The organism is Flintibacter sp. (assembly GCF_046973065.1).
In genome coordinates this window covers 1-24,663 of record NZ_JBKVXZ010000058.1, presented here as the reverse complement: position 1 = coordinate 24,663, position 24,663 = coordinate 1, and the positions used below count along the sequence as shown (strand labels likewise).

At 55.8% G+C, this 24,663-nt stretch carries 23 protein-coding genes, 4 tRNA genes and 2 rRNA genes; 10 read left to right on the top strand and 19 right to left on the bottom strand.

Annotation, left to right across the window (positions count from 1 at the left end; all coding sequences use genetic code 11):
• Positions 1-76: 76 nt before the first annotated feature.
• On the top strand, positions 77-295 hold the full coding sequence (locus ACLTXB_RS15810; protein WP_317336380.1) for a hypothetical protein: 219 nt from the start codon (positions 77-79) through the stop codon (positions 293-295).
• A 354-nt stretch (positions 296-649) separates the two neighbouring features.
• Here ACLTXB_RS15810 and ACLTXB_RS15805 read toward each other — a convergent pair whose 3' ends face one another.
• The 10 genes from ACLTXB_RS15805 to ACLTXB_RS15760 all read right to left on the bottom strand — a co-directional run bounded on the left by ACLTXB_RS15805 (position 650) and on the right by ACLTXB_RS15760 (position 10,405).
• Positions 650-943 (bottom strand): DUF2442 domain-containing protein, encoded by a 294-nt coding sequence (locus ACLTXB_RS15805; RefSeq protein WP_302201565.1) that lies wholly within the window; start codon positions 941-943, stop codon positions 650-652.
• A 12-nt stretch (positions 944-955) separates the two neighbouring features.
• Positions 956-1,183, bottom strand: coding sequence for a DUF4160 domain-containing protein (locus ACLTXB_RS15800; RefSeq protein WP_317336381.1), 228 nt, complete (start codon positions 1,181-1,183; stop codon positions 956-958).
• 406 nt (positions 1,184-1,589) lie between these two features.
• A complete protein-coding gene (locus tag ACLTXB_RS15795; protein ID WP_204861333.1) occupies positions 1,590-2,081 on the bottom strand; it encodes a nuclear transport factor 2 family protein in 492 nt (163 codons plus the stop codon).
• A gap of 51 nt (positions 2,082-2,132) precedes the next feature.
• A complete protein-coding gene (locus tag ACLTXB_RS15790; protein ID WP_329757422.1) occupies positions 2,133-3,359 on the bottom strand; it encodes an MFS transporter in 1,227 nt (408 codons plus the stop codon).
• A gap of 33 nt (positions 3,360-3,392) precedes the next feature.
• Positions 3,393-5,321, bottom strand: coding sequence for an FAD-dependent oxidoreductase (locus ACLTXB_RS15785; RefSeq protein WP_204861335.1), 1,929 nt, complete (start codon positions 5,319-5,321; stop codon positions 3,393-3,395).
• Between the two features lie 223 nt (positions 5,322-5,544).
• Positions 5,545-6,567 carry a hypothetical protein gene (locus ACLTXB_RS15780; RefSeq protein WP_302201562.1) on the bottom strand — a complete coding sequence of 341 codons (1,023 nt, stop codon included), beginning with the start codon at positions 6,565-6,567 and terminating at the stop codon, positions 5,545-5,547.
• Positions 6,568-6,744: 177 nt separating this feature from the next.
• Entirely contained in the window at positions 6,745-7,005 is a 261-nt protein-coding gene (locus ACLTXB_RS15775; protein WP_204861338.1) for a hypothetical protein, read from the bottom strand.
• Positions 7,006-7,019: 14 nt separating this feature from the next.
• Positions 7,020-7,955 carry an MFS transporter gene (locus ACLTXB_RS15770; protein WP_412261939.1) on the bottom strand — a complete coding sequence of 312 codons (936 nt, stop codon included), beginning with the start codon at positions 7,953-7,955 and terminating at the stop codon, positions 7,020-7,022.
• Between the two features lie 412 nt (positions 7,956-8,367).
• Positions 8,368-9,243 (bottom strand): sigma-70 family RNA polymerase sigma factor, encoded by an 876-nt coding sequence (locus tag ACLTXB_RS15765; protein WP_412261938.1) that lies wholly within the window; start codon positions 9,241-9,243, stop codon positions 8,368-8,370.
• Between the two features lie 4 nt (positions 9,244-9,247).
• Entirely contained in the window at positions 9,248-10,405 is a 1,158-nt protein-coding gene (locus ACLTXB_RS15760) for a DUF6076 domain-containing protein (RefSeq protein WP_428227636.1), read from the bottom strand.
• Between the two features lie 127 nt (positions 10,406-10,532).
• Between ACLTXB_RS15760 and ACLTXB_RS15755 the strand changes: the two genes are divergently transcribed.
• From ACLTXB_RS15755 to ACLTXB_RS15730, 6 genes are all read left to right on the top strand, one after another.
• On the top strand, positions 10,533-11,615 hold the full coding sequence (locus tag ACLTXB_RS15755; RefSeq protein ID WP_412261934.1) for an AAA family ATPase: 1,083 nt from the start codon (positions 10,533-10,535) through the stop codon (positions 11,613-11,615).
• A 90-nt stretch (positions 11,616-11,705) separates the two neighbouring features.
• Positions 11,706-12,023, top strand: coding sequence for a plasmid mobilization protein (locus tag ACLTXB_RS15750; protein WP_287555379.1), 318 nt, complete (start codon positions 11,706-11,708; stop codon positions 12,021-12,023).
• Position 12,024: 1 nt separating this feature from the next.
• Positions 12,025-13,344, top strand: a complete 1,320-nt coding sequence (locus tag ACLTXB_RS15745) for a relaxase/mobilization nuclease domain-containing protein (RefSeq protein ID WP_287555380.1) — start codon at positions 12,025-12,027, stop codon at positions 13,342-13,344.
• A gap of 3 nt (positions 13,345-13,347) precedes the next feature.
• Positions 13,348-14,556, top strand: a complete 1,209-nt coding sequence (locus tag ACLTXB_RS15740; RefSeq protein ID WP_287555382.1) for a tyrosine-type recombinase/integrase — start codon at positions 13,348-13,350, stop codon at positions 14,554-14,556.
• A gap of 128 nt (positions 14,557-14,684) precedes the next feature.
• Positions 14,685-15,863, top strand: a complete 1,179-nt coding sequence (locus ACLTXB_RS15735) for a tyrosine-type recombinase/integrase (RefSeq protein ID WP_287555384.1) — start codon at positions 14,685-14,687, stop codon at positions 15,861-15,863.
• Entirely contained in the window at positions 15,860-16,084 is a 225-nt protein-coding gene (locus ACLTXB_RS15730) for a hypothetical protein (RefSeq protein ID WP_412261931.1), read from the top strand. Before ACLTXB_RS15735 ends, ACLTXB_RS15730 begins: the two co-directional genes overlap by 4 nt.
• A 59-nt stretch (positions 16,085-16,143) precedes the next feature.
• Here ACLTXB_RS15730 and ACLTXB_RS15725 read toward each other — a convergent pair whose 3' ends face one another.
• Together ACLTXB_RS15725 and ACLTXB_RS15720 are read right to left on the bottom strand one after the other, a co-directional pair.
• A complete protein-coding gene (locus ACLTXB_RS15725; protein ID WP_287555385.1) occupies positions 16,144-16,854 on the bottom strand; it encodes a gamma-glutamyl-gamma-aminobutyrate hydrolase family protein in 711 nt (236 codons plus the stop codon).
• A 63-nt stretch (positions 16,855-16,917) separates the two neighbouring features.
• A tRNA-Arg gene (locus ACLTXB_RS15720) sits at positions 16,918-16,994 on the bottom strand.
• Positions 16,995-17,535: 541 nt separating this feature from the next.
• On the opposite strand from ACLTXB_RS15720, the gene ACLTXB_RS15715 reads away from it, so the two are divergent.
• The 3 genes from ACLTXB_RS15715 to ACLTXB_RS15705 all read left to right on the top strand — a co-directional run bounded on the left by ACLTXB_RS15715 (position 17,536) and on the right by ACLTXB_RS15705 (position 19,520).
• Positions 17,536-18,165, top strand: a complete 630-nt coding sequence (locus tag ACLTXB_RS15715) for a redox-sensing transcriptional repressor Rex (RefSeq protein WP_287555387.1) — start codon at positions 17,536-17,538, stop codon at positions 18,163-18,165.
• 26 nt (positions 18,166-18,191) lie between these two features.
• Entirely contained in the window at positions 18,192-19,283 is a 1,092-nt protein-coding gene (locus tag ACLTXB_RS15710) for an S-layer homology domain-containing protein (protein ID WP_287555388.1), read from the top strand.
• An 81-nt stretch (positions 19,284-19,364) separates the two neighbouring features.
• The gene (locus tag ACLTXB_RS15705; protein WP_170180093.1) at positions 19,365-19,520 is read left to right on the top strand and encodes a hypothetical protein; all 156 of its coding nucleotides are present in this window, start codon (positions 19,365-19,367) and stop codon (positions 19,518-19,520) included.
• A gap of 74 nt (positions 19,521-19,594) precedes the next feature.
• Here the strand turns inward: ACLTXB_RS15705 and ACLTXB_RS15700 are convergent, their stop codons facing one another.
• The 7 genes from ACLTXB_RS15700 to ACLTXB_RS15670 all read right to left on the bottom strand — a co-directional run bounded on the left by ACLTXB_RS15700 (position 19,595) and on the right by ACLTXB_RS15670 (position 24,586).
• Complete coding sequence (locus tag ACLTXB_RS15700) at positions 19,595-20,167, bottom strand: manganese efflux pump MntP family protein (protein ID WP_412261927.1); 573 nt, start codon at positions 20,165-20,167, stop codon at positions 19,595-19,597.
• A 12-nt stretch (positions 20,168-20,179) separates the two neighbouring features.
• Complete coding sequence (gene sfsA, locus ACLTXB_RS15695; RefSeq protein ID WP_276895426.1) at positions 20,180-20,860, bottom strand: DNA/RNA nuclease SfsA; 681 nt, start codon at positions 20,858-20,860, stop codon at positions 20,180-20,182.
• Between the two features lie 55 nt (positions 20,861-20,915).
• Positions 20,916-21,031: ribosomal RNA gene (rrf, locus tag ACLTXB_RS15690) — 5S ribosomal RNA — on the bottom strand.
• Positions 21,032-21,117: 86 nt separating this feature from the next.
• Positions 21,118-21,192: transfer RNA gene (locus tag ACLTXB_RS15685), tRNA-Glu, on the bottom strand.
• Position 21,193: 1 nt separating this feature from the next.
• A tRNA-Lys gene (locus tag ACLTXB_RS15680) sits at positions 21,194-21,269 on the bottom strand.
• 77 nt (positions 21,270-21,346) lie between these two features.
• Positions 21,347-24,193: ribosomal RNA gene (locus ACLTXB_RS15675) — 23S ribosomal RNA — on the bottom strand.
• Positions 24,194-24,509: 316 nt separating this feature from the next.
• Positions 24,510-24,586: transfer RNA gene (locus tag ACLTXB_RS15670), tRNA-Ile, on the bottom strand.
• Positions 24,587-24,663: the final 77 nt, after the last annotated feature.

Genomic DNA, 24,663 nt, shown 5'->3' with positions numbered 1-24,663 from the left:
GACGGCATAGCCCTTGAACGGGGCTATACCGCCTAATTGAAAAATATACTTCCTTATAACCGGAAACCCTTGTTTTTTGATTTTTCTTTTTTACTGCCGTCGTATTCTGCACAGTTTTGAAACCTCAGAAATTGCAATGCCTATAGGTAAAAAAGCTCTGCTTTTTGAGAAAAGCGTTCGAAAAGCAGAGCTTCTTCATTTGTCATATCTTGATAAAAAAGATGCATGGGCTCAGGGATTCTCTGGTGACATCAGTGGGGTTCAGCTTTCACTATTTTCACGTTTTGCGTCTTGATTTCGCCCTGTTTGTATTTGAGCGGTGACAGGGCCGTCTTATATGTGAAAGCCAAAACCATTGCAGTGCAACGGTTTCGGGTATAAAATGACCCCACCTATCCTGAACAATGACAACTCTTTGTTCAGGTCAGGTAGGGTCATTCATTTTGGTACGCCCGGCTGGATTCGAACCAGTGGCCTACAGAGTCGGAGTTATCAGGCCGTCAAAGGAAAAACCGTTGTGGCGCAAGGGTTTCAGTTGGGTTGCACAAATTTTCCACCATTTATAGAAAACTCCCGGAGCCATTGCGGTGCAATGGCTCCGGGCATTTTGCAAATAGTCGTCAAATAGTAGTCAGCAATCCGAGACCCATTAAGCAGTCTCCTCTGCATCCACTCCATGCTCATACAAATATTCCGGAGCAATGTCGATCTCCCCGTCGTTCCAGACTGCAATGCCACGGTCAATATAAACGGAGCGAAACACCTCCTCATCTGCCAATGGGGCAAATGCCGGCGTTTTAAGCAGAGGTCTAAAGTCCATAATTTTTGCAGTTCCAGTACTGAAGCGTACCCACAGCTTATGATCCTTCATCGGTCGGACTCCACTTACCTTGATCATAGGAGCAGGATCTCCAGCATAGGCAATTCCATCCACAATATACATCTCTGCACCTCCTTACCGCAAGGGTTCAATCTTCCCGAAGGGCTCATTCCGGACTGCTTTGTTCCAGGTAGCATATAGTTCTTCCTCGTGGATTGCAGCCCAGGCCTGCACCAGTTTCAGCTGTTTGACAGGCAGGCTGCCTGCCAGTAGCTCCCCATCCACGCCAACAGATGCTTCAAACTCTGCGTAGTACACATGGAAGTGAGGTTTATTATGCTGGCTATTGTCAGAATATAGCATCTTGATAACAATATTGTAAAAACGGCAAAGTTCTGGCACTTTTCCAACTCCCTTCATCGCAATTTAAATCAATTCAAATGTCGCAATCCGCGCTTTATTTGAAGTCGTGCTTTCTAAAGATCATTCCGTATTCAGGAGTTTTTGTGGTAGTATTTTACCACAATTTCAAAATAATCACAAGTGCCGCTTGATTGGTCCGGCTATGATATTCGGTCACAACCTGATGCTTTTCGCTGCCAGATCGTTATGTCAGGGACATAAACTTTCCTGTAATTTATGTTCGCTTCTCGGCTCATCAGGTTAAGTGCGATAATGCAATAATAAAGGAGCGGGAACCTGTACAGGCATTTCCCGCTCCTCTGTTATTCGATATGATGGTTTCTGCAAGATCTGTGAAGGAGATGCCTTAGAACTCCTGGATCAGTTCATCCTTCCAGCCCTTCGCCGGATCAGCCACCAGGGTGTCCTTAAACCGGAGGGTGGAGATGTACCACTTGCCGTCGATCTTCACATAGTCGTCGTCATAGTAGCCCTGCTCCAGGAAGCCGACGCCGGCCCCCTTGCTCTCCTCACCACTTTTGAAGGCTCCGAACAGGTGCCAGTGGCCATGGGCATGGGTATCGTCGTCAAAAGTAATGATGGGGTTGGTGATGTTATGGCCCAGGCAGCGACCGTCCATCTGCTTCTGGAAGCCTTTGAACAGCTCAATAAAGGCCTCTCTGCCCACGGCGCTACCCCAGGGATCGTCGGGAGAGCCCTCCCACCGCACATCGGGGGAGAAGATTGTGTCCACCAGCTCATAGTTGTGGTTGTCGTTGCACATCCGGGCGTAGCGGTTCTTCAGGTCTTTGATGGCCTCAATATCCATCAGTCTCTGGACTTCCTTCTCAATGTTCATACTTTTACCTCCATGATATTTTTTCCGCATCGCGGTGGAAAACAATGTTTCTTATCCGTGCTGTTGATCCGTGTTCTTCTTTCCATACACCATCTCATGGGTGGGTTTGATGACAAAGTAGGCCGCCACGCCGATCACCATGAGGATGATGCCGCTGACCATGATGTTCATGCCGGCACCGCCACCGAAGAGATTGCCCACCACAGGCACAATGTAGCCGCACAGGAAGACGCCGGAGCCCTCAATGCCCGCCAGAAGTGACATGGCCGTGGTGGCGTTTTTCCCGGTGGTGGCCAGCCCCAGGTAAGTGGTCAGGCCGGAGACGACAATCAGATTGAAGAACTGGCACAGGATGCCGCCCGCATAACACCCTGCGGCGCTCTGCGTCAGCTGCGGCAGCAGCATGGCCACGCCGCACAGGATGAAGGCCAATGTCATGCTGAATCGCTTGGTGGCTTTGATCCAGAACGCCACCACCAGGCCGGAGACCGTGCCCGCCACACTGCACAGGGAGCCGATGACGCCTGCCATAGCCGTGGTGCCCAGCTGGGCCTCGTTGACAATGTAGTCGGAATAGTTCATAAACCAGGCATTCCAGAATATGGCGCCGAAGAGATAGAGCAGCAGCATTCCTACGGCTACCATGGGGAACTTTCCATCTCTGGCAGGCACCGTCTCTGTCTCCTGCGCACCGCCGGCAGCCTGTGCCAGACTCCGGTCCTTATCCACATTGGGATAGAATAGGATCACCAGCACTAGAATCGGAATTAGAATCAGAACCGTCTTATAGCCGTCCTGGAAGCGTCCGGTCTCCCCGAATATGCCGCCCAGCAGCTGGAAGGTGGCCATACCCAACATCATCAGGGAGTTGTGCCACCCAAGCACCTTATCCCGCAGGTTGAGGGGCGCCACAATGGCCAGAACCGTCGGATTCGCGGAGGCGATGGTGCCACCCGGAATGCCCAGCAGAGACGAGCAGATAATCACGCCGATCAGCGGCATCTCCACCAGCAGGATCAGCGCCCCTGCCACAATGGAGATTGCCATGCTGACCACTACTACCAGCTTCCGGTTGCAGACCCGCAGAATGACACTGGATGCAAAAGCCGCCAGCATCATGACAATGGTGGGCAGCGTGGAGATCAGAATGGCCACATTCTCCTGGCCGGGATAGGCCTGGTAGATCAGGCCCAGCACCACCGTTGCAATGCAGTAGATCCAGGCGGCAAAGGACGACAGCAGCACCACCGCCACGCCCAGTCCACGATGTTTGATCATAGAAATCCCTCCATGTGCGTGTTCTCCGGCGCCTTACAGGTGCCGGCCCAGAAGATACCCCTCCCGGATGGCGGCGCCGGCCAGGCCGGGCTCCTTGGCATCACCGATGATCCGCACATCCACACCTGCGGCGGTCAATTCCTCCGCCAGAGCGGTATTGGAAACCCGGCCGATGGCCAGCACAACCGTGTCCGCGGGAATCTCTTCGTTGTGGGCACCGGAGACGATGACGGAGTGATCCGTAATCTCATCCACCGTGGTGCTGGTATAGGCCTTCGCCCCATTGTTGGCCAGGTCCTGCAACAGGTCCTTGCGGGGGGCCGGCCCCTCATCCAGGGCAATGCCGTCCCGCATCTCCACCACGGTGACTTCCTTCAGCAGGGAGGCCAGATGGTTGGCCACCTCCACGCCCACCAGGCCGCCGCCCACCACAACGCAGCGTCTGCCGGTGTTGACGGCACCCTTCAGCACGTCCTGTCCCAGGACCACATTGGGGTTCTGCACGCCGGGGATTTTCTTCGGAACGATGGGCGTCACGCCGGTGGCCGCGACCACTACGTCCGGCTTCTTCTCCAGCACCAGTTCCTTGGTGACGGTGGTATTCAGGAAGACGGGAACATGCAGCTTCTCCAGCTCCCGCACCTGCCAGCGGAGGAAGGCCGTGATCTCGCCCTTTCCGGGCGGGATGGAGGCAATCCGGTACTGGCCGCCGGCCCAGCGGTCGCTGTCGTATACCTCCACCTGGTGGCCGCACTCCGCCGCCGCGATGGCGGCCTGCATGCCGGCGGGGCCCGCGCCCACTACCATTACCTTCTTGGGGTGCTCCGCCGGGACTGTCTGGTATTCCGGGTCGCTCTCATGACCCACCAGCGGATTCAGCTCACAGGAGCCGGCCAGGCCGGTGTCGATGTGGCCCACACAGCCGTGGAGGCAGCCCACGCACTTGCGGATATCCTCGAAGCGTCCCTCCCGCGCCTTATTCGGCGTCTCCGGGTCCGTGAGGGACTGCCGGGCAAACCCGATCAGGTCCGCCTTGTGGGACCGCAGGATGCTCTCGGCAATCCGGGTGTCGTTGATGCGGCCCACCGTAATCACCGGCTTGCAGGTGACATCCTTCACCTCCTTGGCGTAGTCCGCCTGATAGCCGTGGCGGTAATACATGGAGGGAATCATCTGGTCATCTGTGGCATTCACCGCGATGGAGATGCTGAAGTAGTCCACGCCGGCCTGGTCCAGGTAGGGGACGATGGCTTTGGTGTCCTCAATGGTGAGACCGCCGGTCACCCGCTCGTCGGCGGAGAGCCGGTATCCCAGAATAAAGTCTGGGCCGCATTTTTGGCGGACATTCTCAATGATCTCCAGGGCAAACCGCATCCGGTTAGTCAGGTCGCCGCCGTACTCGTCGGTGCGCTTGTTGGTGTACATGGACATGAACTCCGGAATCATGTAGCCGTGGGCACCGTGGAGCTCAATGCCGTCAAAGCCTGCTTTCTTAGCCCGCAGGGCGGCGTCGCCGAAGTCCTCCACCGTCTTGTGGATCTCCGCAATCGTCATCTCGTGGGGCATCTCCTCATTGTGGTAGGGGTCCGGGATGGCAGAGGGAGCCCAGGACTGGGCCTTGGCATATTTTTCAGAGGCCTGTCGGCCGGGATGGTTCAGCTGGGCGATGATGACGGTATCGTATTGATGCACTCGGTCCGTCAAGTCCCGGAAGCCGGGAATGTGTTCATCCTTCCACAGGCCCGGAATCCACTGATAGCCTTTTGCGACAGAAGTGACCGCCACATTTTCTGTGACAATCATGGCGAAGCCGCCCTTGGCCTTGGCCTCGTGATACGCCGCAAACCGCTCTGTGCAGGTGCCGTCCTCCTCGCAGAAGTTCATCAGCATTGGGGTCACCACGCAGCGGTTTTTCAAAGTCTTTCCGTTGATGGTGAGGGGGGAAAACAATCGATCCAGCATGTCTCGCTACCTCCATTTTCTCCTGTTATTTTCCGTTTCCTATTTTTATAACTATTATTTTAATTATTATTATAAGTATTTAATTTAACAAAGTCAATGGTTTTCCTTCATTTACGAAGAAGTTTGGATAGTTAAACAAAAAACAAACAACGCCTTTGGCGATCCCCACAAAGGAGGCTTCGCCAAAGGCGTTCTCTGCGCTTCATATGCCGTGCCGCTTCCGTCACTGCCAGTATTCGATTGCCAGGTCAGCCTTCATCTCCAGTGCTTTCTGGTACATTCCCTCCAGATAGTACTGATCTCCCCGATGATCTGCCAAGCGGAGTTTCGGCAGGAACTCCGGCGGAACCGCCTTGGCGCACGCCGTCTGAACCGCCTCCATCATCTCCCGATCCACCACGTTTCCGGCAAAGAGCAGTTCGTCCGGGTTTAACACCGCAATGACTGAGAGTGCCGTCTTCACGATCAACTCCAGCCCCTTCGGACTCCCCTGGGCAATGACCTGGATCTGCTCCTCCTGACTCATCCCCCACGGCATATATCCGGTCATTCCGGCAAAGCCGTTCTTGCCGCTGACAATTCTCCCCCCGATTACAGATGCTGTGCCTGCCAGGACATTTCTCATGCAGAACAGCAATGTCAGCGTCTCGCTGGTATAACCCGCATCTTTGTAAGCTCCATAAACACGGTATTGACAATCGTAGGTCATGTAGATCGGCCGCTGCTGCGCCACCGTCCGGAGCGCATCCAGCAGGTGAGCCTCCTCCAGCTCCGGGATGTCAGAGAGCCGCAGTACGCCGTGGTCTATAATTCCGCTGGTTCCCACCAGGATACACGAGATGTTGGGGAACTTCTCCAGCATCTCGGTGATTTTCCCGGCCACACGGTCCATATCCAATATCGTGAACTGCGTCTGTTCCTGATAGAGCGTCGACCGCAACATGGAGAGCACGTCACAGAGGAGAAGCCGATTTCCCTCTGAGTCCAAATCAATCCGGACACAGAGAATACTCTCATAGTCCTCGTTGATCTGATAGACGCTGGTGCTTCTGCCCACCCCATTGAGCTGGTATTTCTGACTGTACACCTCGCCGCTTCGCTCCAACTCATTCAGCAAGGTGTTGCAGGTGGCAACACTTAGGCCCGTGTCCGCCGCAATGCTCTGCTTGGTGTGCTCGCCGCCCCGCCACATGACAGCCCGGATGGCGTTCATATTCATCTTTCGGACATCTGACGTGTCAATCATACTGTCCCGTCCTCTCTGTATCGTCTTTTGCACATATTACTCCAAAATATGATTTCTCTAAGTTATTATAACAGTTAGAAAAATAAAATCAACCATTTTCTCCCATACTTCCTGAGGAATCGCAAGCCGGGGTGGACTGTCACATAGACAGTCCACCCCGGTCTTCAAGTTTCTGTGTTAGTGTCGGCTTCCAGCTTTCAGATTTCCATAGGCTGCTTCGTGGGCAGGTTTGATGACGAAATAAGTCAGAATTCCAATTCCCATCATGATGATCCCGCTGACCAGGATGTTTGTCCCCGCTCCGCCACCGAAGAGATTGCCCACCAGGGGGACAATATAGCCGCACAGAAATACGCCGGAGCCCTCAAATCCCGCCAGAAGAGAGAGGGCGGTCGCCGCATTTTTCCCTGTGGTCACCAGACCAAGGTAGGTGGTCAATCCGGAACCAATGATCAGGTTGAAAAACTGGCAGAGGATTCCGCCGGCATAGCGCTTTGGGTCAGCTGCGGCAGCAGCATGGCCGCTCCGCCGAGAATAAACGCCAGCGAAATACTGAACTTCTTTGTCGCACGAATCCAAAACGCAACCACCAGGCCGGAGACTGTCCCTGCCACGCTGCAGAGGGAGCCGATCATGCCGGCCATGGCCGAGGTACCCAGCTGCGCTTCATTGACGATGTAATCTGAGTAGTTCATATACCAGGCATTCCAGAAAATGGAGCCGATGCCGTACACCAGCAAAAGTCCCACTGCAACCTTGGGGAATCGCTCCGGCTCCGCCGTGGGGACCGCTGCGGAAATGTCCGCATTGAGGACATCTTTCGTTGGTTCTCTATCTACATTGGGATAAAAGAGAAGGACCAGAATCAGAATAGGCAGCAGCACCAGCACGGTTTTGTAGCCATCCTGAAACCGTCCGGTCTTTGCGAACACGCCGCCCAGCAGCGTGAAAATAGCCATTCCCAGCATCATCATGGAGTTATGCCAGCCCAACACCTTGTCCCGCAGTCTGGGCGGCGCAATTTCCGCCAGCACCGTGGGATTGGCGGAAGCGATAGTCCCGCCCGGGACGCCCAGAAGCGCAGAACATAGGATCACGCCCGCCAGGGGCAGCTCCAGAAAAAGAATCAGCAGCCCAGCTCCAATGGAGATCAGCATGCTGATGATCACCACATATTTTCGGTTGCAGAAGCGCAGCAATACACTGGAGGCAAACGCCGACAGCATCATCACCAGTGTGGGAAGCGTGGAAATCAGCACTGCGATGTGCTCATGTCCGGGATATGCCTGGTAGATCAGGCCCAGTACCACAACTGCAATGCAATAAATCCAGGCGGCAAATGACGCCATCAGAATCACTGCAATTTGAAAAAATGATTTCTTTTTCATGGACTCCTCCCTATACCCGCATGCGTTTTATGCCATCGTATATCTCCGGTCTGGTTTCTTATTTGGAGTGTTTATTTTTATTGTTATTATTTTAATTATTATTTTAATTATCATTTTTAATGAAGTCAACTTTGTTTTAAAGCATTCATAAATATTTGGATAGTTAAACAAAAAACAATCTCGTACTTTGTCAAATCGGCTGATGCAACTTATCTCGGTACCATCAAATCGTTTTGGAGAGGAGCACAACCAGGCAGCACATTGCTCGGTCTTTTTTGATTCTTTTGGATCATGGAGTAATGCCTCCTCCGTCCGATGCCAGTACCGTCCATAGTGGGACGTCAAACCCACATCCAGGATTGACTTCAGTACAAAACAGCGGAACCTCGATATGGGAATCGAGGTTCCGCTGTTATTTGATCCACGTCTTTTGCGGGGTACAGGAACCAGACTCCTGCCCTGCTTCCCGCTGTGCCTCCTGAAGAGTCTGTTGGATGTCCAGCCACCGACCGTAGGCTCCGCCGTGGAGGTGTTGTTTTACTTTCCGGATGGCGTTCTTGTATGCCTTCTCCGCTCCGCTGGGGCCGTTATAGTTCAGGCGGATGGCCAGCTCCTGAAACGTCATACCCTGCTCCTCCGGCTGACCGATTCCCAAATGACAGCGTACCAGGTTCAGCTCCCTCGGTGACAGAACTTCCTCGATACGCTGGAAAAGCAGTTTTTTCCGCATCTGGCGGTCGTAGGCTTTTGCGGGGTCTCCGCCACCGCTCACTTCAAACACCTGGTCTCCCAACTCACAACTTTGGAACAGCATTCGGCTCTCCAGCAGCAGCGACCGTGCCACGGATTCCGAAACCCGCAGGCTCTCCATAATGTGTGAGAGCAGCTCCGCTTCCGATGCTTTTTCCCTCTCTGCCATGAGCCGCAGGACCTGCCGCAGCTGGTGATACCGTCCGGCCGGGACCGTCAGCGGCAGGGCGCTTCGAGCGGCGCAGTCCCGCATCGCCGCCTGGATGACAGGCGTGGCATACGTCAAAAAATGATTTCCCAGTGTGGGGTCGAACTGTTCAGCGGCCTTCAGGATCGCTATTGCCCCCTCCTGCTTCAGGTCTTCTTCCAAAGAGGGGCCGCGCACCGTCCTGTCATATTGCTTTGCCAACGCGGTGAGGTAATCGCTGTTCTGGCGGAGCAGCAGTTCCGAGGCGGATGGATCTCCGCTCTGAAATCTGAAAACCAATTCCTCATTTGTGGGGGAGTCCCCGGCAGCAGAGACACTCTGTTTTGTCATGGGACTACCCTCCTTCTTTTTCTCTCACCCGTTTCCGGGCCTCCCCGTAGAGGTGCTCCTGCTCCATATCCAGGGCATAGCCGTGTTCGGCATAATCGTTGTCCAGAAGGGCCTTGTCCCGGTACTCCTCCGCCAGCTTTAGGGCGGCCTGCCGCAGCTCATCGGAGATCTTCCCTCGCTGGTGGTGCTTGCGGATGGTGTTGGTCCGGGTGCTGAAGATGCGGTAGACCGGGTGCTGTTTGTTCTGCTCCTTCTGATGCTGCATGGCCCCGTACTGCCGGCAGGTCATGCGGCTGTCCTGAGGCGCAATGCCGTCGCAGTACTTGGGCTGATGTCCACTGGTCGTCAAAAAATACCGTCCGCAGTTCTGGCACCGGCTGGGCGCGTGGACGTGATGCATCCCGTTCAACAGGTCAAAGCAGTAAAACTGCATCGGCGTGGGAAAGTTGATCCGCTGCACGAATACCATCTCTTCTTCGTTCCTGGGACTTTGAGCAAACACATAGGAGGAGGCGATCGCAGGAAAGATGGTGAATGCCTCAATATCCGCCATAGGCAATCCCCGCATATCTGTCCAGAAGTCCTCACTGGTGAAGCAGTCGTGGGTGGCGATCGCAAAATGCGTCTCCGTCCGCTTTTTGAGGCGGTGCAGGTATCCCGCTTCAAAATACCATCCGGCGGCTGCAAAATGAAAGATCCCCAACGGGATGCTGAACCCCGCGGTCAAATAGCGGAAGAAGAACTGCCGGACCGGGGACTCCGGCTTCAGCAGCTCGTCGACAAGTCCGGGATCGAAGAGGACATCCAGCGCATGGAGTTCCTTCCCTTGGTCCAACAGGTTATACGGCGGACACTTCCATAGGGCATCCAGCAACTTCTCCATGGAGGTACGTGTCTCCGGCAGCAGTTTGATGAACTCCTCGTGTCCGGCATTGGCCAGCGCCTCCACCTGAAAGCTGATCTCTCCGCCGTGTGTAAGGAGCTCCCGCATCGTCTCGTCGCTGACATTCAGGATGTCGGCAGCAAAGTACCCGGCGGGAAACGCGGAATCGTTGAAGAAGATCTGATCCTGCCAGACATCCAGTGTCAGACTCAGGAGATGATTGTTCTGCTCGATCCCCAGCGGCATGGCCTCGGCCTCCTGTCCCATATCCGTTTTCATGCTGTCTTGTGATACTCACATTTTATCAAAATGCGAAGAATAATCAAGTAGAGGAAAACTTCCTTCTCTTCAAAGCGCTCACAGTTGCGGGCGCTCTTTTCATATTTGAACCAAGGAGGTCTACAACATGAAATTCAACATCTCACAGCTCCGCACCGTGGATGGCGAGACCCTGATGAGCCAGCCGCTGCGCCCGCCGGATTTTGTGGTAAGCGGACTGCTCTCCAAAGGTCTGCACATCCTGGCAGGCTCCCCAAAGGTGGGAAAATCGTGGCTGGCCCTCTGGCTGGCGGTGACCGTAGCCAAGGGAGAGCCGGTCTGGAACATGGCCACTAAACAGGGCACCACCCTCTATCTCTGTCTGGAGGATTCCGTCCTTCGTATTCAGAACCGACTGTTCGAAATCACGGAGGAGGCTCCGTCCAGCGTCCACTTTTGCACAGAGTGCGCTTCCATCGGGCAGGGGCTGGAGGAGCAGATCGACTCCTTCGTGTCGGCGCATCCCGGAACGGTGCTGGTCATCATCGATACCCTGCAGATGATCCGGCCCATCCACGACACGACCTACGCCAACGATTACCGCGACCTGACTGTGCTGAAACGGCTGGCGGATCGTCTGGGCCTCGCCATTCTGCTCATCCACCACCTGCGGAAAGAGAAAGCGGAGGATGTATTCCACCGAATCTCCGGCACCACCGCCATCAGCGGGGCAGTGGATTCCAGTTTCACTTTGGTGGAAGAGCGGCGCGGCAGCGGCCGGGCAAAGCTCACCTGCATCGGCCGGGATATCGAGTTCCGGGAGTTGGAACTGGAGCGGAACGAGGACAATGTGTGGGAGTTACTCTCCGACAGCAAATTGCAGCCGGAGTTATTGGAAGGCCGCATTGTGATTCTTCTCTCTGCTTTTTTGAAAGATCAGAGAGAATTTATCGGCACTCCCACGGATCTGTCTCAAAAGATCGACCCTGGTGGGCAAGAGGGCATCACTCCGAAAAAGGTAGCTCGCCTGATCCTGCAAAACGTTGATGCGCTAAGGAAAGCCGGTATCACAGCCGCCATCCGGCGCAGCAATGGGAAGCGGATCATCCAGCTCACCAGTGCCGATCGTGACGATAACGAGGCCCACAAAGAAATCGGCACTATCGACCCTGTTGACCAGCTGGCCGAAGGTAATGCGGAAGGGTCTGATAACGGAGATTCCTCTCTTTAGAGAGGGCAAGCATCGCGTCCGGCTATACACCGGCCGCCGTTCCGGGGCGCTGCCCCGGCCCCCAGCCCCTGAAGGGGAGAAAGGAATCTAATGCAGAGAGAAAAGAAAACGGAAATCATCACCCTGCGGGTGACACCCCGCACCAAAGACCGCATCCGGACCAAGGCCCAGGAGCTGGGGCTGACCGTCACCGACTACCTGTGCCTGTGCGGTCTGGGAAAGAAGATCATCCGGGTGGAAGGTCTGGACAAGGTACTGTCCGAGCTGAAAGCCCAGGGGCGGAATCTCAACCAGCTCACCACCCTGGCCAACATGGGCAAGATCACCGTCGTGCACGGAGACAGGCTGGCGGAGCGCTACGGGCAGATCAGCGAGCAGCTCCGCCAACTCCTGCGGGAGGTGACCTGAGATGGCTACCTTCACCGCCATCAAGAACCGGGGCGGCGGCCGGGGTGCGCTCGCTGGAGTGCTGCGGTACACCCAGCAGGAGGAAAAGACGCTGTGGGAAGGACATCGGCTGGTGAGCGGCTGGAACTGCACCGCCCAGTCTGCTCTCTCTGAAATGCAGCTCACCAAGGAGCGGTTTCGGAAAACAGACGGGCGGCAGTACTACCACTTCGTCCAGTCTTTCAGCGAGCAGGACAACCTGACGCCCCAGGAAGTTCACGCCATCGGCCTGGAGCTGGCCAAGCGGGAGTTCCCGGACTTCGAGGTGCTGGTGGCCACCCACATAGACACCGATCACTTGCACAACCACCTGGTGGTGAACAGCGTCTCTTTCCAGGACGGTCACAAGCTCCATCAGAGTGCAGCCGACCTGCAAGCCCATCGTCAGGCCAACGATAAGATCTGCATCGCTCACGGTCTGGAGATTCTGCCGCCTCCACAGAAACAGGTCGAGCAGAAGCGCATGAACACCCGGGAGTATCGCTCCGCTGCCAAGGGCGAGAACTGGAAGTTCCGGCTGATAAACACCGTTGACCAGTGTATGCGCTACGCCTCTACCAGGGAGGACTTCATCTCCCTGATGGAGAGCGAGGGGTATCAAGTGCGGTGGACAGACAGCCGGAAAAACATCACCTACACCACGCCCCAGGGCATGAAGTGCCGGGACGACCGGCTCCACGAATCGAAGTACACGAAGGAGGTCATGGAACGTGAGTTCCGAGTCCGAGCGGAGATTATCTACAGAGGAACTGAAACGGCTGAACCAGCCCAGCAAAGCAGCTCCCCCGCCGATGGTATTGCTACCAGCGGCGGACTGGAATTTGCTGCTGAACCAGCTGGAACGCCTGGAGGCCAGTGTCGGCGCACAGGAGGCCCTGCTGCGGGCGCTGTCCCAGCAGGTGGGGCAGCACCCCACCCGGGAGCAGCTGGAGGCACTGGCGCGGGATGTATCCCAAATGCGGGCGGAGCTGAAACAGGCTGGGAAGAAGAGAGAGCTTTCTATCTCGCCGCCCAGTCTCCGGACCGCGCTGTCGGTCTCGATCTGGCTGGCCCTGATCCTGCTGGCGACTATGGTTGGCATGGTGGTCTTGCAGACGATCTGGTCCGGCTTGGCCGCACTCTGGAGGGTAATCCAGATGCTGTTTCTGTGAGGGACGCCACCACCATGCATCAGCACACTGACCGAAAAACGCTTCGGCGGGAGCGTGCGAAGAAGATCGCCCTGGGCCACAAGCCAGACGATCACGAAGATGAAATTGACATGACGATGAAAGGATATTGAGATATGGCAGGTATCAAACAACTGGACGACCGCAGATTCAAGATCACCGTCAGCAACGGCTACCGCCCTGACGGGAAAAAGATCTGCAAAGCCAAGACCATCCGGGTGCCGGAGAGCATCCCCAAGCGGGGGATCTCACAGTATGTGGCCCACGAGGCGGAGGAACTGGAACGGCAGTTCAAGACTGGGTACGGCGAGGACGGGAACATGCCCTTTCAGGAGTACGCCGAACGGTGGCTGGCTCGGCAGGTCCGGTATGCTCCCGGCACCCTGGAGAGCTACCGGCGGATGCTGGGGCGGGTGTATCCCTTTATTGGGTCTATCCCCATCAACCGGCTACGGCCCATCGCCCTGGAGAATATGCTGGTAGAACTGCGGAAGCGGACATACCGGGGCAGGCCTATCGGGGAGGCCACGGTGCAGAAGTACCTGACCGTGGTCTCCGCCGTCCTCACTGACGCCAAGCGGAACGAGATCATCCAGAAGAACCCGGCCCGGATGATCGATCTGCCTCTGACACGCCGCACCACACAATACATTCCCTCCCCCATGGAGATGCAGAAACTGCTGGATGCTCTGGCAAAGGAGCCTCGGCACTACCGGATGTTCTATCTGCTCTCCATGTGTACCGGCTGCCGCCGGGGGGAGCTGTGCGCCCTCAAGTGGGAGGATTTCAAGTTCAGCAGAGGCGGTCTGCTCCTGACCATCAGCCGCTCCCGCAGCGTTGTCCCTGGAAAAGGTGTCGTGGAAGGCTCTACTAAGAACGGCCACAACCGTGAGATCGTTCTCTCATCTGATATCCGAGGAATCTTTTTGAGCTACCGCCGGCGGAAACAGCTGGAAGCCCGGCAGGTGAATCGGGAACTCAGCCCCTATCTCTTCACAGATGCGCACGGGCAGCTCATTCACCCGGATACTTTCACCAAACGACTGCGAAAAATCTATGAGTCCATTGGATTTTCGAAGGAATATCACCTGCACACCCTGCGGCACTATTATGTGACCTCCCTGCTCCACTCCGGCGTGGACAAGCAGACAGTGGCGGAGCTGGTAGGACATGCGGACACGGGCTTTCTGGAGCGCACCTACTGCCACCCCCAGCAGGAACAGAAAGAGCAGGCCGCCGGGGCCATGCGCGCCATGATCCGCCCGGAGGGCGAAGCCCTGTTCAACCTGGCCGCCGCGTGTCCAGCCAAATCCCGCAGCGCCTGATTGTTGTTTTCGTAGAAAATAGGTTTCGCCAAAAGTTTCGATAGCTTTGCTCCCGCTCTTGCAGTATGTTGTGTTTGCAAAACCGGCCTCAACTGGAGTGAGGCCAAGGAAAGTGAGGTCAACACAACATGGCAAGTATTCGAAAACGGGGCAGCAGCTACCTGCTGGTGGTCTCCATGGGCTATGACTACGAGGGCAACCGTATCCGTCCAAAACAGAAAACCGTTCATCCACCGGAGGGTCTGACCCCAAAACAGCGGGAAAAATGGTTGAAGGAGCAGGCGGTCCTGTTCGAGCGGGAGTGCAGGTCACTTCCCCAGGAGGAAGTGGATCGGAGCATCACACTGGCGAAGTACACGGACCTGTGGCTCCGGGAGCTCGCCCCCGGCAAGTTGGCCAAGTCCACCTTGGCCCGTGACCGGCAGGACATTGACCGCTTCCTGCCGATTCTGGGGCACTACAAATTGACAGAACTCCGCCCCGAGCACTTCCGTAACTTCTATGCAGATCTGCGAAAGGTCATCAGCCTTGAAACTGGAAGGCCGCTCTCCGAGCATACCGTGGAGGGCGTACACGCGACGCTGTGTACGATCCTCTCCGATGCCATGGAGGGCGGCTTTCTGAATCACAACCCCGCCTGGCGGACATACCGCTATGCGGGGAGGAAAACGGAAAAGAAGATCGCAGATCCGGAAACCCTGCAAAGGATCATCTCCGCGCTGGAGGAAGAGAGTCTCAAGTACGAGACATACTTCAAACTCATCATCGCAACCGGAATGCGTCGTGGCGAGTGCTGTGGCCTGCAGTGGGGCGACATCAACTGGCAGGAACGGTCCATCCACATCCAGCGGAATGTGGTAAAGGTCACTGGCGAGGACATTATCGTCAAGGAGACAAAGACTGTGGCCGGTGATCGGTATGTGTACTTCTCTCTGGAAATGGAGTCCCTGCTGAAAGAATTCCAGCGGGAGTGTGCTTGGGAGACAGAGACGTATGACGGGTGGAGACTGGAGGATACGGACTACATCTTCCACCGTCATGGAGAGCGGCTCCCCATGACACCCTCCACCTTCACCTGGCGGTTCAAGCTGATTCTCAAGAAGCACGGCCTGCCGGCTGTGTTGAATGTCCACTCCCTGCGGCACACCAACGCCAGCCTCCTGATCGCCAGCGGCGCCGACGTGGCCACCGTGGCAGGCCTGCTGGGCCACAGCCAGCCGTCTACCACGCTGGACATCTATACCCACGCCTTCGACAAGAACAAGAAAGCGGCCAGTCAGGTGCTGCAGGAGGGGTTGGAGATTTGATGAAAAGCAGAGAGAAGAATCAGCCGCCGATCCCCGTCACCCACTGCGCTTGGTGCGGCTCGTATGACCTGGGGATCGGCTGGCAGCAGAATGAGGCCATCGTGACCTTCCGGCGGAACGGGTTCCTGGGCAACCGGTTGAAGTACATCATTTGCCGGAACTGCGGGGCAGTACTGTACCAGTGTCTGGCAGAGCCGTGGAGGTTCCCGCCGGCGGGGTAAAGGCAGCATCAGAAAGGAATCCCCCGTCCTATGGACGGGGGATATTCTTCGATGGCAGCTCATTTTTGGTTGGTAGCCCTGACAAACACCTCAAAAATCTTCCTGCTATCCTCATCAGTGTATAGGGACATCTCCGGGTGCCACTGGACAGCCCAGACGAAGGTCTTGCCGGGGAGGTACACCGCCTCGATGAGATTGTCCTCGCTGCGGGCCATCTCCACAAGCCCTGGTGCCAGGCTTTTGATTGCCTGGTGATGGCAGCTGTTGACACCCAGCTCCGTCTTTTCCAACAGAGCGGACAATGGCGTCAGCGGCCATATATGCACCGTGTGGGCCGTCCGGTCGTAGGGCGGCTTCATGGAATGCCTGATCTCTGACGGGTGCTCCGTGGGCAGATCCTGGTAGAGCGTTCCGCCCAAAGCTGCATTCAGGAATTGGATGCATCGGCAGATGCCCAGGATGGGCTTGTCCTGCTCCAGGGCCCGGCGGAGCAGCTCCTGCTCCATCGCATCCCGGGCAGGGCACAGTTCGCCGCAAAAGGGCTTCATAGCCTCCCCGTACAGCTGGGGATCGACATCCTGCCCGCCGGTGAAGAGAAAACCGTCGCAGAGATCCGCAAGCTGGGCGATATCCGCTCCGTCCGCCGCCAGCGGCAGGATGATTGGAATGGCACCGGCTTCCTTCACTCCTTCCAGATACCCCGGCAGCATCCAGTAGGACTTCTTTTCCTCGTCCCACAGGGGCGTTACCCCGATGATGGGTTTCTCCATAGTTCATCACCTCTGATTGATAAAAGCAAAGAGGCACTCGAAATTCGAGTGCCTCTTTGCACGTGGTACGCCCGACTGGATTCGAACCAGCGGCCTTCAGAGTCGGAGTCTGACGCGCTATCCAACTGCGCCACGGGCGCATACCTAAACTGTGTTCTATTATAACACGGGATTTTCAAAATTGGTAGTCAAATAGTAGTCAACGGAAACAGAATTTTTTCTCTCTGCCCGTTAAAACCAAAGACTCCCAACGCTTTGCGCCATCTCTCAACTGAACGAGCCTGAAACGTCGGAGTCTGTCACTCTATCCAACTGAGCTACGGGCGCATATTCACTTGCAGGGGAATTGCTCTTGCGGGGAAACAGTAGTCAAATAGTAGTCAACGGCAACGTCTCATTTCCGCTTCGCAGCCGCGATCCCAGTGACCACAGGGCTTTGCGCTGCATCTCAACTGAACGAGCCTGAAATGTCAGAGTCTGACGCGCTATCCAACTGCGCTACAGGCGCATACATCAACATCTTCTTCAAACAGCTTATTTAGTATACCAACATTTTTCCACTTTGTAAAGCTTTTCTTGAAAAAATTTTTCTTAAAAAGATTGTTAAAAAAATTGACAAGTCCCTGATTTTGGTCTAAACTTAATTGAGAATGATTTAACAAATAGCAAGGAGTGACTTATATGCGAAAGGAAAACATCTCCGACGCCGTGATACGGCGTCTGCCCAGATATTACCGCCAGCTCACAGACCTCTGCAACCGCGGCGTCGTGCGCATCTCCTCACACTCCCTGGGGCAGGAGATGAACATCACCGCCTCTCAGATCCGCCAGGATTTCAGCTGTTTCGGTGAGTTCGGCCAGCAGGGCTACGGCTACAATGTAGAAGAACTGCGGGCCGAGATCGGTCATATCCTGGGCGTGGACAACAACAACCACCTCATCATGATCGGCGTTGGCAATCTGGGCCACGCACTGCTTCAGAACTTCCCATTCTCCCAGAGTGGGTTTACGGTGGACGCAGCCTTTGATGTCTCCCCCGCCGTGATCGGGACTGTGGTGAATAATGTGCCGGTATACGCCATGTCCGAGCTAGATCACTTCCTACAGGACCACCCGGTGGACGTGGTGGTGCTGACCATTCCCCAGTCCGTGGCCCAGGACACCGCCAGCCACCTCATCAATCTGGGCGTCAAGGGCTTTTGGAACTTTACCAACATTGAGCTCAGCAGTCAGCTCCCGGATGTGCAGTTTGAGAACATTCACTTCGCAGACAGCCTCCTGACCCTCAGTTACCGCATCGCCAACCGCTGACGCTCCAGCGTGGAAGGGAATCATCTATGACAAGGAAGACCAAGACTGCCCTCATCACCGTCTGCCTCTTACTTACCGTCACCGTTGTGTACGCCTTGGCCGCGGCCGGCGGGGCCTCCGATCCGCTGGCCTCCCTCTCCTATCTCACCGGCACTTTCACCGATGCGGTAGACCAGCGGGTGGAGGAAAAACTGGACGCCTCTGACCAAGCGCTGCTGAACGGAGACGCGGCTCCTTCCGACGGCGGGGCCGCCACGTGGATGGAGACCCGTCTGAAGGCAGGCGACGCCCTGACCGGCTCCACCGGCACGGGCGTCCTGTTGCTGGCGGGCGGTATGCAGGTCACGTTCAACTCCGGCGCTGTGGTGGATATCACCACAGGGACCACCGTTACCAGTGGCAGTGCCCTTACAGCCAGCCACCGGTATCTGGTGGCTGAGGAAACCACCGCCGTGTTTACCGTCACCTCCAAGACGGCGGTTGTGGATTATCAGGGCCCCTACGCCTTCAGCTACTCCACCAACACGGACTACAACGCCATTGCTGCCGCGCTCAAGACCATGCACCTGTTTCAAGGCAGCTTCACCGGCTACGGAGATGGATATGACCTGGAGGTCGCCCCTACCCGCCTGCAAGCCCTCATCATGTTCATCCGCGTCCTGGGCGAGGAGAATGATGCGCTGGCCTACACCGGCTCCACTCCCTTCACGGACATCACCCCCGGGACCCAGAGCGAGAAATACGTGGGCTACGCATACAGCAAGGGCTACACCAACGGATACTCCGCCACCACCTTCCGGCCCAGCCAGACGGTGACAGCCAGCCAATACATGGAATTCATCCTCCGGGCACTGGGATACAGCTCCGCGGACAACAAGGACCTCTCCGGCACACTGACCAATGCCTTGACCAATGGCGTCATCACGGAGGGCGAGCTGGCCGCCCTGCAGGGCGGCACGTTCCTCCGGGCGGATCTCGCATACGTCTCCTACTACGCGCTGGATGCCGCGGTGTCCGGCAGCAGGCAGACACTGGGAGACACGCTGATGGACAAGGGCGTCTTCACCGTGCGGGAGAAACAGGCGGCCGACGCACTCGTCACCAGCGGCCGGAAATAAAACCGGAACCCCTTTGCCGGTCCGGCATACTATGGATTGAGACCGGTTCGGTCGGTCTACGATTTCATAGGAGGTTCCGGTATGTGCAATAACGGCTTTGGCGGCGGCAACTGCTGCTGGATCATCATTCTGCTGATCATCATTTGGTGCTGCTGCGGCAACGGCAGCTGGGGCGGCAACGGCTGCGGCTGTGGCTGCAACAACAACTGCGGCTGCAATCCCAATCCCTGCTGCTGAGATTTCATAAGATAACCAGCGCCCCGGGCCAAATGGCCCGGGGCGTTTTCCACTTCGCTGTTTTTTATAGGCGCTTACAGGATCCCCAGGTGCTCCAGAAGAATCTTTCCACCCAGAAGGATCAGGATCACACCGCCGGCGATCTCCGCCCAGCACTGGAGGCGGGCGCCGAAAAAGGTCCCGATCACCACACCCGCCAGGGAGATCACAAAAGTCGTGCAGCCGATGACCGTCACAGCAGGCAGGATGCCCACGTTCAAAAATGCAAACGTGACCCCAACAGCCAATGCGTCGATGCTGGTAGCCACCGCCATCAGCAGCAGCTGCTTATAATCCAGCGTCACACTCACCGCACAGGCCGTCTCCTCCGCCTCCCCTTTCAAAGACTCCCACACCATCTTACCGCCGATGAATGCCAGCAGAAAAAAAGCCAGCCAGTGGTCCAGATGTTGGATGTACCCGGCAAATTGGGCGCCCAGCAGCCAGCCGGCATAGGGCATCAGCGCCTGAAATCCGCCAAAAAACAGCGCAATCACAGCCGCATAGCGCAGATTCAGTTTTGGCATACAGAGTCCCTGGCACACCGCTACAGCAAAGGCGTCCATCGAGAGCCCCACGCCGATCAACAGCAATTCCAAAAATCCCATATTGCCGCTCCCTTATAATACCACCGGCACCGGCTGGTGGATAGTCAAACTGTCCGGCGTCACCAGGCAGTCATAGGCGTACACTTGGACACCCCAGGCAGCTGCCTCCCGAAGGGCCGCACCGAAGGCCGGATGGGTGGCGTCGTTGGGAGAGAAGCGATCCACGCCGTGCATCTGGATCACAAAAAACAGGGTAGCGCCCAGTCCCTCCCGGACAGCCCGCTGTAACTCGTGAATATGCTTCACGCCCCGTTCTGTCGGCGCGTCCGGAAATCGGACAACACCGTTTTCCTCCAGGGTAACACCCTTGACTTCCACCAGGTGCAGCCCGGCTTCTGTTGTCAGCGCAAAGTCCAGACGGGACTCTCCATAATGATATTCCGGTTGAATGGACTTTAGATCTGGCAGGAAATGTCCTTGGGCGGCCCACTCCTGAAAAACACGATTTGGGGCCTGCGCATCCATATTGATCAGCAAGGCCCCTTTCTCCACGGCGATAAGGTCATACGCTGTCTTTCTCGCAGAATTTGCGGCCTTTTCCAGATAGACCGCTGCTCCCGGCACCAGCAACTCCCGGCAGCGTCCGGTGTTTTTTACATGGCAGATCTGCAGCCCGTCTTCTGTCTCCACATGAGCGATAAAACGGTTGGGCCGCCGTAGAAATCTTCCTTTGACCACTTGATGATATTGCAAAACGATGCCTCCCATGCGACGAAAAAAGGCCACATCAAACGATGTGGCCTCTCAGTGTTGGCGCTACCTATCTTCCCGGGCCGTCGCCAGCCAAGTATTGTCAGCAGGAACGAGCTTAACTGCCGTGTTCGGAATGGGAACGGGTGGACCCTCGCCCTAATCAGCACCAACTCTATGTCATCCGGTCTTGCCGGAGAACAAACTGTATTATATTGTATTTCGCTTCCCTTGTCAAGAACTTTCGCCCTTGAAAAGTCTGGTGACCCGTACCGGATTCGAACCGATGTTAACGGCGTGAGAGGCCGCTGTCTTAACCACTTGACCAACGGGCCATGGTGCACCTTCACGGACTCGAACCGGGGACCCACTGATTAAGAGTCAGTTGCTCTACCAACTGAGCTAAAGGTGCAAATCCCTTGAGCATGCTTCCCTGCACCCTCAAAACCGAACAATGTGACGCTGCTTTCAGGCTCGCCTGCTTTCTCGTAGGTCAAGCCCTCGGGCGATTAGTACCGGTCAGCTCCATACATTACTGCACTTCCACCTCCGGCCTATCTACCAGGTAGTCTTCCTGGGCCCTTACCCTCTTTCGAGGTGAGAGATCTCATCTTAGGGGGAGTTTCACGCTTAGATGCTTTCAGCGTTTATCTCGTCCGTACTTAGCTACCCAGCTATGCCCTTGGCAGGACAACTGGTGCACCAGAGGTACGTCCATCCCGGTCCTCTCGTACTAAGGACAGCTCCCTTCAAATCTCTTACGCCCGCAACAGATAGGGACCGAACTGTCTCACGACGTTCTGAACCCAGCTCGCGTGCCACTTTAATCGGCGAACAGCCGAACCCTTGGGACCGAATTCAGCCCCAGGATGTGACGAGCCGACATCGAGGTGCCAAACCTCCCCGTCGCTGTGGACGCTTGGGGGAGATCAGCCTGTTATCCCCAGGGTAGCTTTTATCCGTTGAGCGATGGCATTTCCACTCACATACCACCGGATCACTAACTCCAACTTTCGTTACTGCTCGACCCGTCGGTCTCGCAGTTAGGCTGGCTTCTACGTTTACACTCACTGCACGATTTCCGTCCGTGCTGAGCCAACCTTTGAGCGCCTCCGTTACTCTTTAGGAGGCGACCGCCCCAGTCAAACTGCCCGCCTAACAGTGTCCCCCGACCGGATTCACGGCCGCAGGTTAGAAATTCAGCAATCCAAGAGTGGTATCCCACCGGCGGCTCCACAAGAGCTGACGCCCCTGCTTCCAAGCCTCCCACCTATCCTGTACATGGGTTACCGAATTCCAGTATTAAGCTGCAGTAAAGCTCCATGGGGTCTTTCCGTCTAGTTGCGGGTAACTGGTATCTTCACCAGTACTACAATTTCGCCGGGCGGGCTGTTGAGACAGTGCCCAAATCATTACGCCTTTCGTGCGGGTCAGAACTTACCTGACAAGGAATTTCGCTACCTTAGGACCGTTATAGTTACGGCCGCCGTTTACTGGGGCTTCGATTCAATGCTTCGCCTTGCGGCTAACATCTCCTCTTAACCTTCCAGCACCGGGCAGGCGTCAGCCCCTATACGTCATCTTTCGATTTAGCAGAGACCTGTGTTTTTGGTAAACAGTCGCTTGGGCCTATTCGCTGCGGCCTCCCGTAGGAGGCTCCCCTTATCCCGAAGTTACGGGGTCATTTTGCCGAGTTCCTTAACAACCCTTCTCCCGTTGGCCTTAGGATTCTCTCCTCATCTACCTGTGTCGGTTTGCGGTACGGGCACCTTAGTATCCATCAGAGCTTTTCTCGCCTCTCAGCATCGCGGACTTCGCTACTATATTTTCGCTCCCTTTCGCCCGGGTCAACCAACGCCCGGGTTCCGCTATCCAAAAGTGTCCCTCTGACTTAAAGTTCGGTGGCTACGGAATTTCTACCGTATGTGCATCGACTACGCCTTTCGGCCTCGCCTTAGCTCCCGGCTTACCTTGGGCGGACGAACCTTCCCCAAGAAACCTTAGATTTTCGGCCATTATGATTCCCACATAATTCTCGCTACTCATTCCGGCATTCTCACTCGAATACAGTCCACCGCTGCTTCCGCTGCGACTTCACCCCATATTCGACGCTCCCCTACCCCGCACATTGCTGTGCAGCCCAAGCTTCGGTGTTACGCTTAGCCCCGTTATATTTTCCGCGCAGAGTCACTCGACCAGTGAGCTATTACGCACTCTTTTAATGAGTGGCTGCTTCTAAGCCAACATCCTGGTTGTTTTCGCAACTCCACATCGTTTTCCACTTAGCGTATCTTTGGGACCTTAGCTGTGGGTCTGGGCTGTTTCCCTTTTGTCCACGAGACTTATCTCACGTAGACTGACTGCTGGCCATCAATTATCCGGCATTCAGAGTTTGATAGGGTTCAGTAACCTTATCGGCCCCTAGCCCATTCAGTGCTTTACCTCCGGTAATCTAAGCCAACGCTAGCCCTAAAGCTATTTCGGGGAGAACCAGCTATCTCCGAGTTCGATTGGAATTTCACCGCTATCCACAGGTCATCGCCGACCATTGCAACGGGCGTGCGTTCGGTCCTCCATGGGGTTTTACCCCCACTTCAACCTGCCCATGGATAGGTCACCCGGTTTCGGGTCTATTGCCACTGACTTCATACGCCCTATTCAGACTCGGTCTCCCTGCGCCTCCGGCACTGAATGCCTTAAGCTTGCCAGTAACAATAACTCGCCGGACCATTCTACAAAAGGTACCTCATCACCCTTTAACGGGCTTTGAGTGCTTGTAAGCACAAGGTTTCAGGTTCTCTTTCACTCCCCTCCCGGGGTCCTTTTCACCTTTCCCTCACGGTACTGCTCCTCTATCGGTCATCAGGTAGTATTTAGGCTTGGAGGGTGGTCCCCCCTGTTTCCCACGGGGTTTCACGTGTCCCGCGGTACTCTGGATTCAGTCGCACGGCCTTCTCTTTCGGATACGGGGCTCTCACCCTCTGTGGCGGGCCTTCCCAGACCCTTCTCCTAGATAACTTCCGCTAAATGACTGTCCGCAACCCCGAGGAATAAATCCCTCGGTTTGGCCTCTTCCGCGTTCGCTCGCCACTACTTGCGGAATCTCGGTTGATGTCTCTTCCTCGCCCTACTTAGATGTTTCAGTTCAGGCGGTTCCCTTCCTACGCCTATTTTGTTCAACGCAGGATGACTGGATATTGTCCAGCCGGGTTGCCCCATTCGGATATCCCCGGATCAATGGATATTTGCTCCTCCCCGAGGCTTTTCGCAGCTTGTCACGTCCTTCTTCGGCTCCTGATGCCAAGGCATTCCCCTTGCGCTCTTTCCAGCTTGACCTATCGCCGTTCTCACAGCGACTTGTCAGAGAATTCTTGGTTCTCTTTGAGAATTATGCAGGCTTTACAAAGATCGAAATTGTATGTCACCCTGCATCCTTTCGGATGCTGTTCCACAATCAATTTGTTTCCTCTGTGTCTCCACAGAGAAACCTCTCTGTTGCCTTACTTGCTTTTGTCACATTGTTCAGTTTTCAAGGTGCAGATCGCCGTCCGCAAGCTTCCGCTTGTCTCCGGCACAGCTTCCAACCGCTTTTGCAGTCAGATTTGAAGATCCGATCTTTCGATCAGGTCTTCAAATCCAAAGGCAAATCGCCTGGTGGGCCCGAGTGGGCTCGAACCACCGACCTTACGATTATCAGTCGTACGCTCTAGCCAGCTGAGCTACGGGCCCTCGTCTTGGACGAGGTGACGCTTTATTCTCTTGGTGGAGATAGTCGGGTTCGAACCGGCGACCTCCTGCTTGCAAGG